At 36.9% G+C, this 15,523-nt stretch carries 16 protein-coding genes; 3 read left to right on the plus strand and 13 right to left on the minus strand.

What is annotated here, in order from left to right; translation table 11 throughout:
• Window positions 1-216, plus strand: coding sequence for a sigmaY antisigma factor component (locus tag GKP30_RS05035; RefSeq protein WP_216828314.1), 216 nt, complete (start codon window positions 1-3; stop codon window positions 214-216).
• A 72-nt stretch (window positions 217-288) separates the two neighbouring features.
• On the opposite strand, the gene GKP30_RS05040 is transcribed toward GKP30_RS05035, so the two are convergent.
• Complete coding sequence (locus tag GKP30_RS05040; protein WP_216828315.1) at window positions 289-1,575, minus strand: acetyl-CoA hydrolase/transferase family protein; 1,287 nt, start codon at window positions 1,573-1,575, stop codon at window positions 289-291.
• 253 nt (window positions 1,576-1,828) lie between these two features.
• On the opposite strand from GKP30_RS05040, the gene GKP30_RS05045 reads away from it, so the two are divergent.
• A complete protein-coding gene (locus GKP30_RS05045) occupies window positions 1,829-2,815 on the plus strand; it encodes an LCP family protein (RefSeq protein ID WP_216828316.1) in 987 nt (328 codons plus the stop codon).
• A 69-nt stretch (window positions 2,816-2,884) separates the two neighbouring features.
• Here the strand turns inward: GKP30_RS05045 and fabF are convergent, their stop codons facing one another.
• Both fabF and GKP30_RS05055 read right to left on the minus strand, forming a co-directional pair.
• Window positions 2,885-4,123, minus strand: a complete 1,239-nt coding sequence (gene fabF / locus GKP30_RS05050; RefSeq protein ID WP_216828317.1) for a beta-ketoacyl-ACP synthase II — start codon at window positions 4,121-4,123, stop codon at window positions 2,885-2,887.
• A gap of 57 nt (window positions 4,124-4,180) precedes the next feature.
• Window positions 4,181-5,113, minus strand: coding sequence for a beta-ketoacyl-ACP synthase III (locus GKP30_RS05055; protein ID WP_216828440.1), 933 nt, complete (start codon window positions 5,111-5,113; stop codon window positions 4,181-4,183).
• 250 nt (window positions 5,114-5,363) lie between these two features.
• Here GKP30_RS05055 and GKP30_RS05060 point away from each other — a divergent pair, with 250 nt between their 5' ends.
• Window positions 5,364-5,645, plus strand: coding sequence for a hypothetical protein (locus GKP30_RS05060; RefSeq protein ID WP_216828318.1), 282 nt, complete (start codon window positions 5,364-5,366; stop codon window positions 5,643-5,645).
• 102 nt (window positions 5,646-5,747) lie between these two features.
• On the opposite strand, the gene GKP30_RS05065 is transcribed toward GKP30_RS05060, so the two are convergent.
• The 10 genes from GKP30_RS05065 to GKP30_RS05110 form a co-directional block, all read right to left on the minus strand.
• Window positions 5,748-6,017, minus strand: a complete 270-nt coding sequence (locus GKP30_RS05065) for a penicillin-binding protein (RefSeq protein WP_236034902.1) — start codon at window positions 6,015-6,017, stop codon at window positions 5,748-5,750.
• Between the two features lie 88 nt (window positions 6,018-6,105).
• Window positions 6,106-6,291 (minus strand): ComZ family protein, encoded by a 186-nt coding sequence (locus GKP30_RS05070; protein WP_216828319.1) that lies wholly within the window; start codon window positions 6,289-6,291, stop codon window positions 6,106-6,108.
• Between the two features lie 17 nt (window positions 6,292-6,308).
• On the minus strand, window positions 6,309-7,265 hold the full coding sequence (locus tag GKP30_RS05075) for a BMP family ABC transporter substrate-binding protein (RefSeq protein ID WP_216828320.1): 957 nt from the start codon (window positions 7,263-7,265) through the stop codon (window positions 6,309-6,311).
• Between the two features lie 63 nt (window positions 7,266-7,328).
• Window positions 7,329-7,496 (minus strand): hypothetical protein, encoded by a 168-nt coding sequence (locus GKP30_RS05080; protein WP_216828321.1) that lies wholly within the window; start codon window positions 7,494-7,496, stop codon window positions 7,329-7,331.
• Window positions 7,497-7,590: 94 nt separating this feature from the next.
• A complete protein-coding gene (locus GKP30_RS05085) occupies window positions 7,591-8,511 on the minus strand; it encodes an NAD-dependent epimerase/dehydratase family protein (RefSeq protein WP_216828322.1) in 921 nt (306 codons plus the stop codon).
• Window positions 8,512-8,554: 43 nt separating this feature from the next.
• Window positions 8,555-9,310: an alpha/beta hydrolase gene (locus GKP30_RS05090; protein WP_216828323.1), complete on the minus strand. Its 756-nt coding sequence runs from the start codon at window positions 9,308-9,310 to the stop codon at window positions 8,555-8,557.
• A 380-nt stretch (window positions 9,311-9,690) separates the two neighbouring features.
• On the minus strand, window positions 9,691-9,870 hold the full coding sequence (locus GKP30_RS05095) for a YjzC family protein (RefSeq protein ID WP_216828324.1): 180 nt from the start codon (window positions 9,868-9,870) through the stop codon (window positions 9,691-9,693).
• Between the two features lie 303 nt (window positions 9,871-10,173).
• Entirely contained in the window at window positions 10,174-11,136 is a 963-nt protein-coding gene (argF, locus tag GKP30_RS05100; protein WP_216828325.1) for an ornithine carbamoyltransferase, read from the minus strand.
• A 49-nt stretch (window positions 11,137-11,185) separates the two neighbouring features.
• Window positions 11,186-14,362: a carbamoyl phosphate synthase large subunit gene (locus tag GKP30_RS05105; RefSeq protein WP_216828326.1), complete on the minus strand. Its 3,177-nt coding sequence runs from the start codon at window positions 14,360-14,362 to the stop codon at window positions 11,186-11,188.
• A complete protein-coding gene (locus tag GKP30_RS05110) occupies window positions 14,355-15,434 on the minus strand; it encodes a carbamoyl phosphate synthase small subunit (protein ID WP_216828327.1) in 1,080 nt (359 codons plus the stop codon). Before GKP30_RS05110 ends, GKP30_RS05105 begins: the two co-directional genes overlap by 8 nt.
• Window positions 15,435-15,523 lie beyond the last annotated feature (89 nt).

Below are 15,523 nucleotides of genomic sequence, written 5' to 3' on the forward strand. Positions count from 1 at the left end.
ATGAATGAGTTACAAGATTTAACCATTTACCATTGGCTCCTCATCGCTACTTTACTCATTATTCAGAGTACCTGGCTATTTATCGATGCAAGAAAGCGTGGTCATCAACGCTGGTTTTGGGGCATCTGGGGCCTGATCCATGCTCCTCTTCCTTTAATCGTCTATTTACTTTGGTCTAGAGTAATCGTAAAAAAACTCCAATCAAAAAGAAGCTGACTACTGTCAGCTTCCATTCTTATTATTTTCTAACAACGGATGTAAAAATGTAAAATGTAACACAATATTCTACTATATGAAAAAGCCCATTTTTTTCGCTGCAAACGTTAATTCTTCTCTAAATTTTGGGTGCGCGATATTAATTAAATTTTGTGTTCGCTCTCGGATCGTTTTTCCTCGAAGCTTAGCCACTCCGTATTCTGTTACCACATAATCAACATCATTTTTTGAAGTCGTTACGACAGCACCACTTGGTAATGTTGGAACAATTTTAGAAATCTCGCCATTTTTAGCTGTAGAGTGTAAACAAATGACTCCTCGCCCTTCTTTTGCCATTCTAGCTCCAATTCCGAAATCCCCTTGACCACCTGTCGATGAGTAATAGCGCCCACCAATCGTTTCAGAATTACATTGACCAAGGAAATCTACCTCTACTGTTGCATTTATTGTTACCATTCGGTCGATACTTGCAATATGACGTACATCATTTGTTTCATCAACTGGTAGCATAAACACATCACTATTTTCATGCATGAAATCGTATAGACGTTTGGTACCGTACGCAAAGGTTGCTGTCATCTTACCAGGAGCTAATGGATTAGAGCGGTTTGATACCGCACCACTTTCAAAAAGGTCTACAACTTGATCTGGAATCATTTCTGTAAAAATCGTTAAATCTTGATACGATTTTAAATCATTCATGATAGCATTTGGAATTGCACCAAAACCAATTTGTAACGTGTCTCCATTTTTTATTAGCTCTGCAATGGAGTTCCCAATAATTTTATCTTCTTCCCTCAAGGGGATTATTGGAGTTTCTGGTAGTGCCTGGTTGTTCTCGTTAATAGCATCAACCTGGCTGATATGAATTTGGTTTTTACCAAATGTCCTTGGCATTTGTTCATTAACTTCAACGATAATTGTTACATTTTCATTAATTAAAAATGGAATGTAATCGCAATTTGTCCCGAGTGAAAAATATCCATTTTCATCCATTGGTGATACTGTCACCATCAATACACGATTTGTTGTTATCTCATTTAAGATATATGGTAAATCCGAAAAATGATTTGGCAATAAATCAATTTCATGATCGTAAAAGGCTCTTCGTTCATCTTTATTTAAAAACATGGAAATAACCTTTACTTTACTTTTATCTAAATTCAACACTGGTCTTAAGGAAAGCATTTGATAAAGACGGTTTCCTTCAAGGTGATTTGCTTTTGGTAGTGCATCTAACAGCCCAGGTGGTTCACCAACAGCTAATGGTACGATTATATCAGTTTTGGGCTTAATAATAGCTACAGCTTCATTACTAGATGTCTTCCGCTTCTGTTCATACATTTTAGTAATATTCATAAATCCTCCAACGACTCACTAAAAAAATTTTTAATACATAGCCAATATCGACAAATACTAACATTACTACGGACTTATAACTTAACTTAACAAAGAACGGATCGTCAATTTATTTGAAATTAGTTCTATTATTTCGTTTTTACTCAATTGTTATTATAATTTCACTTTTCATTCAATACTCGACAGTCAGTAGTTACAAACCTATGTGAAGAATGCTTCACGCCTATCATTGGAAAGGAGGTTTCTCGATTTTATGAGTTCACGTGTGAACAACCGAAAAAGGCATAAACATAATAAATGGAGAAAGAGATTGGCGCTAATAACTTCCCTATCTCTCCTATTAGTTATAGGCTTTTTTGCTTATGGGAAAATCGGCTATGAAACTGCTCGAAAAAATTCTTTAGAAAACCTTGGGGAATCATCATTTATTGATGATCAGAATGAACGTGAACCGATCTTCTTTCAAGCCGAACAACAAAAGAAGAATGAGCCCATTCATATTCTTTTAATTGGTGTAGACAAGCCTGAAGGCGACAGATCTCGGACAGACACTATAATGATCGGACAATATAATCCAAATACAGGAACGGCAAAATTAGCGTCAATCATGCGTGATATCTATGTATCGATACCAGATCATCAAAGCAATAAAATTAATGCTTCATTCTTTCTTGGTGGTCCAGAACTATTACGAAGGACAATAAAGGAAAACTTCGATATTGACCTCCATTATTATGCTATGGTCAATTTTGAAGGGTTTGAGCGAGTTGTTGATACAATTGCACCAGAGGGCATCGAGATAAATGTCGAGCATCCAATGTATAAATCATCAATGAAAATAAACTTTGAACCTGGTAAGCAGATTGTAAAGGGAAAAGAAGCATTGAAGTATGTCCGATTTAGGGATGACCATGAAAATGACTTCGGTAGAGTTCGGAGGCAACAAGAGGTACTGTCAACCTTGAAAGATGAAATGGTTACAATCCGCGGGGTAACGAAAATTCCTCAATTAATCGGTTCAATTGAGCCATATATAGATACAAATATGAGTACAAGAAAAGTGTTAAGCCTTGGTACTGATTTTTTTCTTAAACCTATAGGTGATATTGAAACCTTAACGATTCCAATCGAACAAAGTTTCACAGATAAACGTTACCCCCATGCTGGACTAGTCCTAGAGTTAGATATTGAAAAAAATAAACAAGCATTACTTGAATTTTTCGAGTTCAAAAACGATTGATGTAAAGATAAAAATGGTGCCAGGCACCTTTAGTGAACTAAAGGGGCCTGGCACCATTGTAAATGTATGTTATTCAGCGTATTTTTTTAGAACGATACACGCATTATGTCCACCGAAGCCTAAAGAATTACTAATTGCTGCTCTAACTTCTCTTTTTCTGGCTTCATTTGGAACATAATCTAAATCGCACTCTGGATCTGGTGTTTCATAGTTAATTGTTGGGGGAATAATTCCTTCCGCAATCGTTTTTGCAGTAAGAATAGCCTCTACAGCTCCTGCTGCCCCTAATAAATGACCAGTCATTGATTTAGTTGAACTAATTGCTAAATCTTTTGCATGGTCTCCAAATACAGTTTTTACGGCCATCGTTTCAAATTTATCGTTATAAGGTGTACTTGTACCATGTGCGTTCATATAGTCAAAGTCTTCTGGCTGTAGTCCTGCGTCTTCAATTGCTTGACGCATCGCTCTTACTCCGCCTTCACCTTCTGGTGCTGGTGCTGTTACATGGTAAGCATCACCTGTTGCCCCATAACCAACGATTTCAGCATAGATTTTTGCCCCACGCTGTTGAGCTGATTCAAGTGATTCTAGAATTAGAATTCCAGCTCCTTCACCCATAACGAATCCATCACGGTTTAAATCAAATGGTCTAGAGGCAGTTTTTGGATCTTCACTCGTTGAAATGGCTTTTGCCGAACTAAATCCTGCAACAGCCATATCGGTAATTGGTGCTTCTGCACCACCAGTGATCATGAAGTCAGCATCTCCACGTTGGATTACCTTAAACGCATCTCCAATTGAATTTGTACCCGAAGCACAAGCTGTTACTGTACATGAGTTAATCCCTTTTGCACCAGTAACAATCGAAACTTGACCAGAAGCCATATCTGGAATCATCATCGGAACAAAAAATGGACTAACGCGTCGGTAACCTTTTTCTTCAAAAGTACGGAATTGTTGCTCGTAGGTTTCCATTCCACCGATTCCTGACCCAATCCACACTCCTACTCGCGGTGCAATTTCATCAGTAATCTTTAAATCAGCATCCTCAAGAGCCATTAATGACGCTGCAACAGCAAATTGAGTAAAACGATCCATTTTACGCGCTTCTTTTTTATCCATGAATTGTGTTGGATCAAAATCAGATACTTCAGCAGCAACTTTCATTGGGAATTTTGATGCATCCACTCGTGTTAAAGGTCCAACACCAGACACACCTGATATAGCATTATTCCACATAGTCGTAACATCACAACCAATTGGTGAAACTGTTCCTAATCCTGTTATCACTACTCGTCTTTTCATATTACTCTCTCTCTCCTTTATAACGTCATTAACTACGTTTAGTCAAAATCTGAAAGATTATCTCCCCCAACGAATGGCAACTGCGCCCCAAACGAGACCCGCACCAAAACCAACTAGGACTACTAAATTATCGTCTTTAATTTTGCCTGCCTTTAATTCTTCAACTAGTGCAATTGGAATGGAAGATGACGATGTATTACCATACTTATTTACTGTTACAGACATTTTTTCAATTGGTAGTTCCAGCCGTTCTCTTGAAGCTTCCATAATACGAATATTTGCCTGATGTGGTACTAAGAAGTCAACATCTTCTTTAGTTAACCCCGCCTTATCCAATACTCTTAATGAGGATTCACCCATTTGACGTACAGCAAACTTAAAAACCTCACGTCCATTCATATGAATGAATTCCTTCTGATGGATGTGCATTGCTCCACTACCGTCGGCACCAAGTTCAAATGATAGAATACCTCTCCCTTCTGAAACAGGTCCTAAAACTGCTGCTCCTGCCCCATCACCGAATAGAACAGCTGTGTTCCGATCTGACATATCAGTGACCTTTGATAACTTCTCTACCCCAACTACGAGTATATGCTTGTACGCTTCTGTTTTAATAAATTGTTGTGCTGTAACTAGTCCATATATAAATCCAGCACAAGCAGCACTTATATCCATCGCCGCTGCATTTTTTGCACCTAATTGATCTTGAATCATTGCCGAAACAGAAGGAAATGGCATATCTGGGGTAACTGTTGCAACTAAAATTAAATCAATTTCCTCTGGAGCTACACCTGAATTTTCAATTGCTTCTTTGGCTGCTGCATATGCCATATGAGAAGTATTTATTTCTTCAGAAGCAAATCTTCTTTCCTCAATTCCGGTCCTTGTTTTGATCCATTCATCAGTCGTATCAAGTACTTTTTCAAATTCAGCATTGGCAATAATACGATCCCCTACAAAACTTCCCATACCAAGTATACCAGCATTTATTTCTTTTCCCATATTCCTTCCCCCTTAACAATAACAAACTTATATCCATACATATTTACTATCAATTATTATGACCTAGTACTAATTTTATCTTAAAAGTTCCGTATTGTCTATATTCTGTCATATCGAATGGAAATGGGCGTATTAACTAAACACTAATCATTATGTACTAGCATATCTATTACTATAAGGGGCAATCCAAAAATAGAAAATGTATATTTTTATTTTTAAAGCAAGGAGGAACTTTACTATGAATGATGAGAACAAGTCACCAGAATCACAAGGCGATTTTTTTGATCAGTTAATGTTCGGTCCACCGAGGCCAATGCCGAGAAATGAACAGGAAATTGACCAGAGTAATCAGGCTACAGAAGCGTCTAGTCAAACCGATCCGAACAATGAGCAATTCTCAAATCAAGAAACGAGTCAACTAGAGCACATTATTCAAATCGCCCAAGTAGTTGGACCATACCTCTCAAAACTCTCACCGATGCTTTCAAATCTACAATCTTTTTTCACCAACAAAAAATAAAAACTGACTCAAAAGTGTCTACGCACCACAGCGTCTTTTCGTCGTCTTAGGTGCGTAGAACTTTTTTATGAGTCAGTCACTTATAGTGCTATATACTATTTATTACCAAATACCCCCGCCATGGTAAGGGCCAGGGCCGAATTGTGGACCGAAACCAGGACCAAATTGTGGACCATAACTTGGGCCAAATTGTGGACCGTATTGTGGACCAAAGCCTGGGCCATACTGTGGACCACCGAAAGCACCACCAGCACCGAATCCACCAAATAAGAAAGGACTTACTGCTAAGCCAGCTAAAAATGGCAGTACTGGAAATTGACGATGATGATGTCCATATCCTCCACCATCTCTATACATCGGATAGTAGTTCATTAGGCAAAACTCCTTCTTCATGTTTTCACTACTTATCCTATGTACTCGCCCTTTCTTATGAGCATGTCTAAACAATTCAAATTTTTATTTATTCTCTTTCTTGTTTTCCTAATTCATACGCTTCATTCATTACCTTAACAAGCATATTAACCATTGGTTGTAAATCATCCATATTTAGTTCAATACCTTTTTCATCTAGAATTGCCTTCCCTTCAGGCATATATTTCATCGCTATTTGCATGAATTTCATTTGTAGTTCTGGATTTACATTCATCTTATTCACCTCATATATTATTCTTCTGTTGGTAATTTACCTGTATTTATATAGTTATCGATCGCTGCAAGAACTTCTGCTTGAAATTCTTCGGGAACGATAGAACTAAATTCACCTAACGTTATAACTCCATCGCCAAAATCATAGTATAGGTTTCCACTTTCTAATTGACCACTGTTATAACGTTGTGCAACAACCTGATAAAGATTATCAACATGTTGAACCGTACTTGTCAAAACAGTTGAGTCACCTAAGTCAGATTGATCACTAACAAAACCAATTGCAAAATGTCCATTTTTCTTTATTTCTTCAATGATAGGGATATGAAAACCGTCACCTGCTGGATAATATACGTCTACCCCGTCTTTATTCATATTCTCTAATATTTGTAGGGCCCTCTCGACATCTGCCCAATCTTTGACAAACTCAATAGTAACATTAATGTCACTATTATGATATTCAGCACCTTTAATAAACCCTTCAATCTCTGGCTGCCATGAGAAGGCGGCAATAATACCTATATTATTTGAATCGGACATTTTAGCAGCAACCATTCCAGCAAAAAAGCCCATAGCATGACTATTAAAATGCAAACTAGTTACATTTTTTCCATTTACCTTACCGTTAAAACTTACGAAATGAATATCAGGGTATTGAGTACTAACCTCATTAAAGTATTCTGCAAATACTCGACCGTGGCCAAAAATTAAGTTCACATCATTTTCGTGGAACTCGCTGACTGCACTCTTAACCTTCTGTAGTGTATCAATCTCTTCTTTAAAATAAACGTCTACATTTAGGTCTGATTGAATCTTTAATAACCCTTGGTACCCTTTAAAGTTCCAACCTTTATCATCAATCGTATCTTCTAACAATAAACCAACTTTATTTAAATTTGAAGAAGATGGATTGCTTGTACAACCACTTAAAACCAATGCTAATATTAAAAATAAACAAAAAGACACTTTTCTCATATAGTAGTCACCTAAGTCAAACAACTAGTCGAATAGATGTTGTTTGACCTGCTGTCATCCTTTCTAGATCGCTTTCTTACGATACAAATATTCTATTAAAAATCCAATAACTAAAGCAATAATTACTACAATCCCGTCATTTATCGCAGTGATACTATCAATGACTATAAAACTTACAATTGTAGAAATCGAAAAGAGTAAAAACCCAATTATAACCGTTTTTGTGTTCAATAGTTTCCTCCATTAATTTTACTAGTATTAATTTTACCTAATATTTTAATAGAAGGAAAGCGACCGAATGGACCAAATCATCCAAAAACCTTAGTTATATTCGCAGATCCACTACTTTCTTTAAATATTCCTCTTGTTTTTTAATTCCTTCTTCAATAGTTGTTTGTTCAACAAACCCCAGTTTTTCTTTAACCTTTTCATTGGAAATAAGTACTTCCTCACGTACATTCTTCCACCCTGGATCTTTGCTTCCTGTAATTAGCTCTTTACCTTTATACCATTGTCGTTTCTTTCCAGAGGCTAAGTTATATATTTCATTTACATTTTTAGTAGATCCCGCTAATTGTAATCCGTGAACAACGTCATCAATAAATAGTATATCATATGTTGAACGGTCAACGATTTCAGGGAAAGGTTTATTTAAAATCTTAGATTTTAATAATTGGTGGTATGCCATATCCTCTCGTTGGGACGGTCCATACACTGTTGGTAATCTCACAATGACTACATCTAAATCACTTTTTTTACTTTTTTGAATTAATAGGGATTCTCCAGCCATTTTTGTTAATCCGTATGGGTTTATCGGATTAGATGGAGTCTTTTCTGTTATTGTACCTGTTCTTTCTCCGTACACTTGAATTGTTGAACTATAAACCAGTCTTCCTTTATCTGTACCTGCAATAGCATTTATTAAATGTTCTGTTGCTTTTACATTATGGTGTATTGTTTCTCGTATGCGATTCCATTGATTATCCGTTTGAGTCGATGCAGCTAGATGATAAATAACAGTATCTTTTTCTAAAATTGCTGTAAAATCAACTTTCTCAATTGGTTGTTCGATGAGTGAAAATAAAGAGTTTCTTCCAATATGAAGTAATCTCTCTTCTGCTTGACGTTGTTGATCATTGTTGATCTTTGAATCTATACCAATTACTTCATGACCTGCTTCAATTAATTTCGAACACAAGTGATAACCAATAAAACCCAAGGCTCCTGTAACAATGATTTTTTTCATACTTTCCCTCCATCTTTAACAAATCCTCCCTAATGATTTCCATTTAGAGAGGACTTGATAATTTTTTTTCATATTGACGTAAGAATGAAAATATCGGCTTACTAAAATATGAAATTGATTTTCCAGGTAAGAATAGCGTTAAAGTGATAGGACTATTCTCTTCTAAACGATATTTTTCATATCGCTTACTGTGTTCTTCAAACCTATATTTTCTATAGCTTGTTTCATGAAAAATATACATAGGGATACGATTGTGATATTTCCATAAATTATTTTTCTTTAAAATTTTTTCTTCCACTTCTTCCTTCTCTACATTATGAGCTGTAGATAACTCTGAAAGCAACCGCTTATAAAACAAACGATTTTTTCGTTCCTTTTTATAATAGCGGTATAAATGCAGACAGGGGTTAATCATAATCGTCGAGCGAATATTTTGCTTCATTCTTTCAAAGAGTTTTAAGGCTAAAAGTGCGCCCATCCCTTCAGCAATAATATGAATATGACGATTTAATATTTCATGCTTCAAGATAAAATTGTAGAGACTTTCAGCCAACTCGCAAGCCATATTACTTCCCCAATGCCGTCCAAAAAAATTAGAAGTGAATACTGTATAGCCTTCGTGCCGAAGTGTGTTTATAAACTTTAAACGTTCTGGATGTTGCAGCCACAACGATGTCTTCTCATTTACAAAGTGATCAGTATCACCAATTAAAAGGATTGCAAATCCATTCGGTTTTTCTGGTAAATGGACAACATTCCACTGTTCATGAATACAAAAAAACCGTTCGCTTACGCTCATTTTTCCTCATCCTCATGATAAATTTCTCGAACCGTCTCTAATTAATTTATGCAATCATTCGAGAAATGCAATAACAGACAGTAAGATTGGTTATGAGGCTACTTTTCATCACTCGTTAACTCTTCCAAAAGAGATTGCAATCTGTTTCTTCCTATTTCAGTTAAATTACTTTCAGTTTGCTCTAATAATGCATCTAATTCAGCTTTTAAATTTTCCATAAGAACCTCCAACATATGTCCCTATTTCTTATTATTCTTATGTATAATCTTTAAGAAAATGCCCTTTAATTATTATGACACCCATAAGCTTTATTGTAATAGGGTGACTCAATCTGTACCTTTTGGATACAAGCTATTGATTGAGTCACCCTTGCTTTTCATTTATGGCTTACGTTTAGGCATCCATTTTCTATTTTGATTTGATGCTTGTGGGAACGTATCTCCAGCCTTTAATTTGATTGATTTTGGATTTTGTACCATACTGCCTGTCTCACCTATTTCAACATAAATTCCGTTGTTCGGAACCTTTTGACCTGGTACAAATTGGTGGTTTTGTCCCATAAATTTCACCCCTTTTCAATGTACATTTATTAATATAACCACTTGCAGTTTTTTTACGTATCGTCTAGAAAACGAAACTACTTTAAGTGGTTTTTTGCTTCATCCTCCACTGTGAACTAGGTGAACGATGGGTTGTTACTGGTGCATATCTCCCACTTAGCAACTTTTTCCTTAAAGGCTTAAAGTCGGAATTTTAGCGCCATTTAAATGAGTTTAAAGCAGTCCATATCAACATATCTGAAATATTAAAAAGCGTGTTGGGCTCTACATACCCAGCACGCTTTTTATAAAATTTAATGAATATTACTTAATTACTGATGCCAGTATTGCTTTTTGAACATGGAGGCGATTCTCTGCTTCATCATAAATGACGGAATGCTTACTATCATCAATTATTTCTGCAGTTACTTCTTCCCCTCGGTGTGCAGGCAGACAATGTAAGAATATATAATCGCTCTTTGCATAACTTACTAATGAATGATTAACTTGAAATGGTCCAAATGCCTCTTCACGCTCTTTTTGTTCAGATTCAAACCCCATGCTTGCCCATACGTCAGTATAGATGATATCAGCATCCGATACTGCTTCGATCGGATCGTTTGTAATAAGTATCGTTGCACCAGTAGTTTTGGCAACTTCCTGTGCTTTTTCAATAATATCACTATTCATTTCGTAACCGACTGGTGTTGCAACAGCAATATCCATACCTACTTTTGCAGCAGCTATAACTAAAGAATGAGCAACATTATTTCCATCGCCAACATATACAAGCTTATTACCTTGAAAACTTCCTTTATGTTCATAAATAGTCAATAGGTCCGCTAAAGCTTGGCAGGGATGGTAAAAATCAGTAAGTGCATTTATAACTGGTACCGTTGAATATTTTGCAAGTTCCTCTACTTTTTCATGGCTATTCGTACGAACCATGATTGCATCTACATAACGAGATAATACTTGTGCTGTATCAGAAATAGGCTCTCCTCTTCCAATTTGGAGATCACGAGGGCTTAAGAATAATGCATGTCCCCCTAATTGTGTCATGCCCACTTCAAATGAGACACGGGTTCTTGTCGACGCATTTTCAAAGATCATTCCTAAAGATCTTCCTTGAAGGACATTCGAAATTTTCCCGTCTTTTTGTTCTTTCTTCATCTTGCTTGCCAATTCTAGTAAGTAGAAGATTTCGTCCGAACTAAAATCAAGTAATGTCAAAAAATCTTTTCCTTTAAGTTGTTTAGCATCTATTTTCGTTTCATATTGAAGCATTTGATCACATCCTTAACTTGAGTTCGAAAAGAGGACAAAAGAACCCCTCTTATACACTTGATTTTGTTCGATGCATCCATTCTTGAATGGAAATAACCTCATCTGCATTTTCATTTATACTATCTAGCATCATCGCTAACGTTGTCGTTTCTGTTATGACAGTTACCCGATTTTTCAACGCTTGCTGTCTTTGTTCTTTCCACGTTTTATACCCTTTTTTAGGTATACTGATATAAGCTACTGCATCCTCTTGTTCAACCCATTCATTAAAAGGTAGCTGGATGCTATTAGGAATTTGCTGCTCTTCTTGAGCAATGGAAAATCCTAAATCTATTATTCTTTTTGCAAGTGGTTGAAATTCGGTGAGTTCTTCTTCTGCAACGTTGACAAAAATAATACCTTTTTTACGGTACAATGGCGGAATATGACCTTCACTCCAAGCAAAAGCTTTCTTCATCGCCTCTTCGACTGTATTACCAATACTAATTAATTCTCCTGTAGACTTCATTTCGGCTTCTAATATCGGATCTAACCCACCGAGCTTACTATACGAGAAGATAGGTGCTTTTACTGTGAAATAATTAGTTTCAGGTAGAAATCCTGTTGGTAACCCAAGACTTTTTAATGACTGACCTAATAATAGCTGTACTGTTACATCCACCATATTCAAACCTGTTACTTTACTCAAGATCGGAACGGTTCGTGATGCTCTTGGGTTAATCTCAATCACATAAAGTTGATTTTGATAAAGGACAAATTGAATATTAAAGATACCTTTAAAGTCCATACCCTTAGCAATCTTCTTCGTATATTCATAGACTACTTGTTTTACTTGTTCAGCAAGGGAAAATGGCGGTGTCACTGCCATACTGTCCCCAGAATGAACACCAGCTTTTTCAATATGTTCAAACATACCAGGAATTAATATTTCCTCACCATCCGTAAGGGCGTCAACTTCTATTTCAACTCCAGGATAGTACGCATCTATTAAAATTGGAAAGACGATTGTTTGGTCTTTCATATTAATATAATTAATCATCTCATCACGGCTCGTTACGACCACCATTCCTTGACCACCGATAACATAAGATGGTCGAAGTAATACTGGGTAGCCAAGCTTCTCTGCTTGCTCAATTAAACCTATTTCATCATATACGGTAACACCTGGGATATGGGGAACATTTACACGTTTCATAAAGTCGTAAAACCTTCCACGATCCTCAAGCTGATCAATCGTGTCCATTGTCGTGCCATAGAGATGAACACCAGCTTGTTCTAGCCCCTGTACAAGTGAAATGGCCGTTTGCCCACCTAATTGGACGATAACTCCTTCAACCATCTCAAGGTCAATCACATTTAACACGTCTTCGACTGTTAATGGTTCAAAATATAGACGATCCGCCATTTCATAATCGGTACTTACTGTTTCTGGATTATTATTAATAATGATTGCTTCATAGCCAAGCTTCTTTAAACTAATCGCACCATGAACTGAACAATAATCAAATTCAATACCTTGCCCTATTCGGATTGGTCCAGAGCCGACTATAAGAATTTTTTTCTTATGACTTGAAACATCTACATCATGTTCACCATGCCAGCTTGAATAATAATAAGCGGTATTTGCTGTAAACTCGGCTGCACACGTATCGACCATCTTATAAGAAGGGTTAATACCGTATGATTTTCTCTTCAATCGAACTTCTTGCAAAGTTACTTTCCATACTTGGCTCATCCATTCATCAGAAAATCCGAAGCGTTTATATTTAATAAATTCCTCTTTATTTACCTCATCAAGGGAAGTCTTTTTAATCTCATTCTCCAAATCAATTAGCTGTTTAAAGCTAGTTAAAAAGAATAAATTTATCTTCGTCTGCTCATGTAAGCTATCGATAGTAATCCCTCGACGTAATAATTCTAAGATGGCGAAAAACCGTCGATCATCTGCTTTTTCTACAACATTCCAAAGCTCTTCTTCATTCCACTTCTTAAGAGCAGGAAGTTCTAATCCTTCTGCCTTTACCTCTAACGAACGAACTGCCTTTTGAATACCACTCTCTAAGTTTCTTTCTATTGCCATGACTTCTCCCGTTGCCTTCATTTGTGTCCCAAGGCGGCGGTCAGCATCAACAAATTTATCAAATGGCCAACGTGGAAACTTAACGACGACATAGTCAAGTGCAGGTTCAAAACTTGCATACGTATGTCCAGTTACTGGATTAAGAAGTTCGTGGAGATGGTAACCTATACTTAACTTCGCCGCCATACGAGCAATTGGGTAACCAGTTGCTTTTGAAGCTAACGCTGACGATCTACTTACACGAGGATTAACCTCTATTAGATAGTATTGCTTACTTTCAGGATCAAGCGCGAATTGAATATTACAACCACCTACAATTCCTAATGCTCGAATGATTTTAACTGATGCCGATCTAAGCATTTGGTATTCAACATCTGTTAAAGTTTGTGATGGAGCAACAACGATTGAATCTCCCGTATGAATACCAACAGGATCAATATTTTCCATATTACAAACGGTAATGCACGTATCGTTATCATCACGCATGACTTCATATTCAATTTCCTTAAACCCAGCAATGCTACGTTCAATTAAGCACTGTGTGATCGGACTTGCTGCAAGTCCACCCTTCACTATATATCGAAGCTCACTTTCATCAGCGGCAATCCCACCACCAGCTCCACCTAGAGTATAAGCTGGTCGTATAATAATTGGATATCCAACCGAGTTAGCAAACAATACAGCATCCTCAATAGTTGAAACAATTTGACTTTCAGGAACAGGCTCGTTTAGCTCATTCATTAAGCTACGAAACTCTTCCCTGTCTTCTCCTTTCATAATTGAGTCAATTGGCGTCCCTAATAGTTGAACATTATATTTTTCTAAGATCGCTGCTTTATGCAATGCTAATGCTAAATTCAATCCAGTTTGACCACCTAAAGTTGCTAATAGACCATCTGGCTGTTCTTTTTGAATAATTCTTTCAATACTTTCAATTGTAAGCGGTTCAAAATAAACTACGTCAGCACACGCTTCGTCAGTCATAACTGTAGCTGGATTGTTATTTACGAGAATTACTCGAATTCCTTCTTCTTTAAGTGCAAGACATGCTTGTGTTCCTGCATAATCAAATTCTGCTGCTTGCCCGATCACAATTGGACCAGAGCCGATCACAAGCACTGACGATATCGACGTAATTTTAGGCATAAGCTTTCTCTCTCCTCTTGCTGCTCATTTCTGTTATGAAAATTGAAAATATCTCTTCGCTATCGGATGGACCAGGGTGTGCCTCTGGATGAAACTGTACCGAAGCTACTGGCAAATCCGTATGAACGAGCCCTTCAACTGAGCCATCATTGATGTTTTTATATCGAGCAACAAGGCCCGTATTTTGCAGTGAGCTGTCGTTCACTACGTAACTGTGGTTTTGTGAAGTCATGTATACTCTTTTTGAAAGTAAATCCTGGACAGGTTGATTTGCGCCACGGTGACCGAAACGCAGCTTTTCTGTATCTGCTCCAAATGCCAGTGCTAGTAACTGGTGACCTAAACAAATCCCGAAAGTAGGATAAGTTACTGCTAGTTTTTTAATGTCATTTAATTGGTTAAGCATCTGCTTAGGGTTACCAGGTCCATTTGATAAAAGAATACCATCTGGCTGGTAAGCTTTTATTGTTTCAAACGATGAATTATACGGTACTACCGTCACTTTACAACCAAATTTTATTAAAGTGTCGACGATGGACTTTTTATAACCGAAATCGACGAGGACAACATGTGACTCTCCTTCACCATAAGTGACCACTTCTTTAGTTGAAACTTCTTCTACAAGATTTAAGTTTTCAATTGGCTCATATTGGTCGAAGTTTACTCGATTTAAGTCAGTCGTTAAAATCGCACCCATATCACCAAGCTCACGGATACGCTTTACAACAGCACGTGTGTCAATTCCAGTTAGCATGGGTATCCCCGCAAGTTGACAATTGTCCTTAAAAGATTGTTTTGATTCATAGTGGAAACCACTAGGTTTACATTCACTCATAATAACACCAGAAACTTGTGGTTGATGACTTTCGTTATCAATATCATTTACACCGTAGTTTCCGATCAGGGGATACGTAAATACAACAATTTGACCTTTAAACGAAGGATCTGTTATCACCTCTTGATAGCCAGTCATTCCAGTAAAAAAAACGACCTCACCGTACACGTCCGTTTCTTTCCCAGCCCATTCCCCTTCGAATGTTTCCCCTGTGGAGAGTACTAAATAGCCTTTCATCCCTTTTCCTCCTCAGCACACTCAATGTCCGTATATTTATTTTCATTAAAGTATTTTTATTCAATAAGCAGCAAAAAAAAATTCTATCC

This window comes from Alkalihalobacterium elongatum (assembly GCF_019024285.1).
In the GTDB taxonomy this organism is placed as follows: Bacteria; Bacillota; Bacilli; order Bacillales; family Bacillaceae_F; genus Alkalihalobacterium; species Alkalihalobacterium elongatum.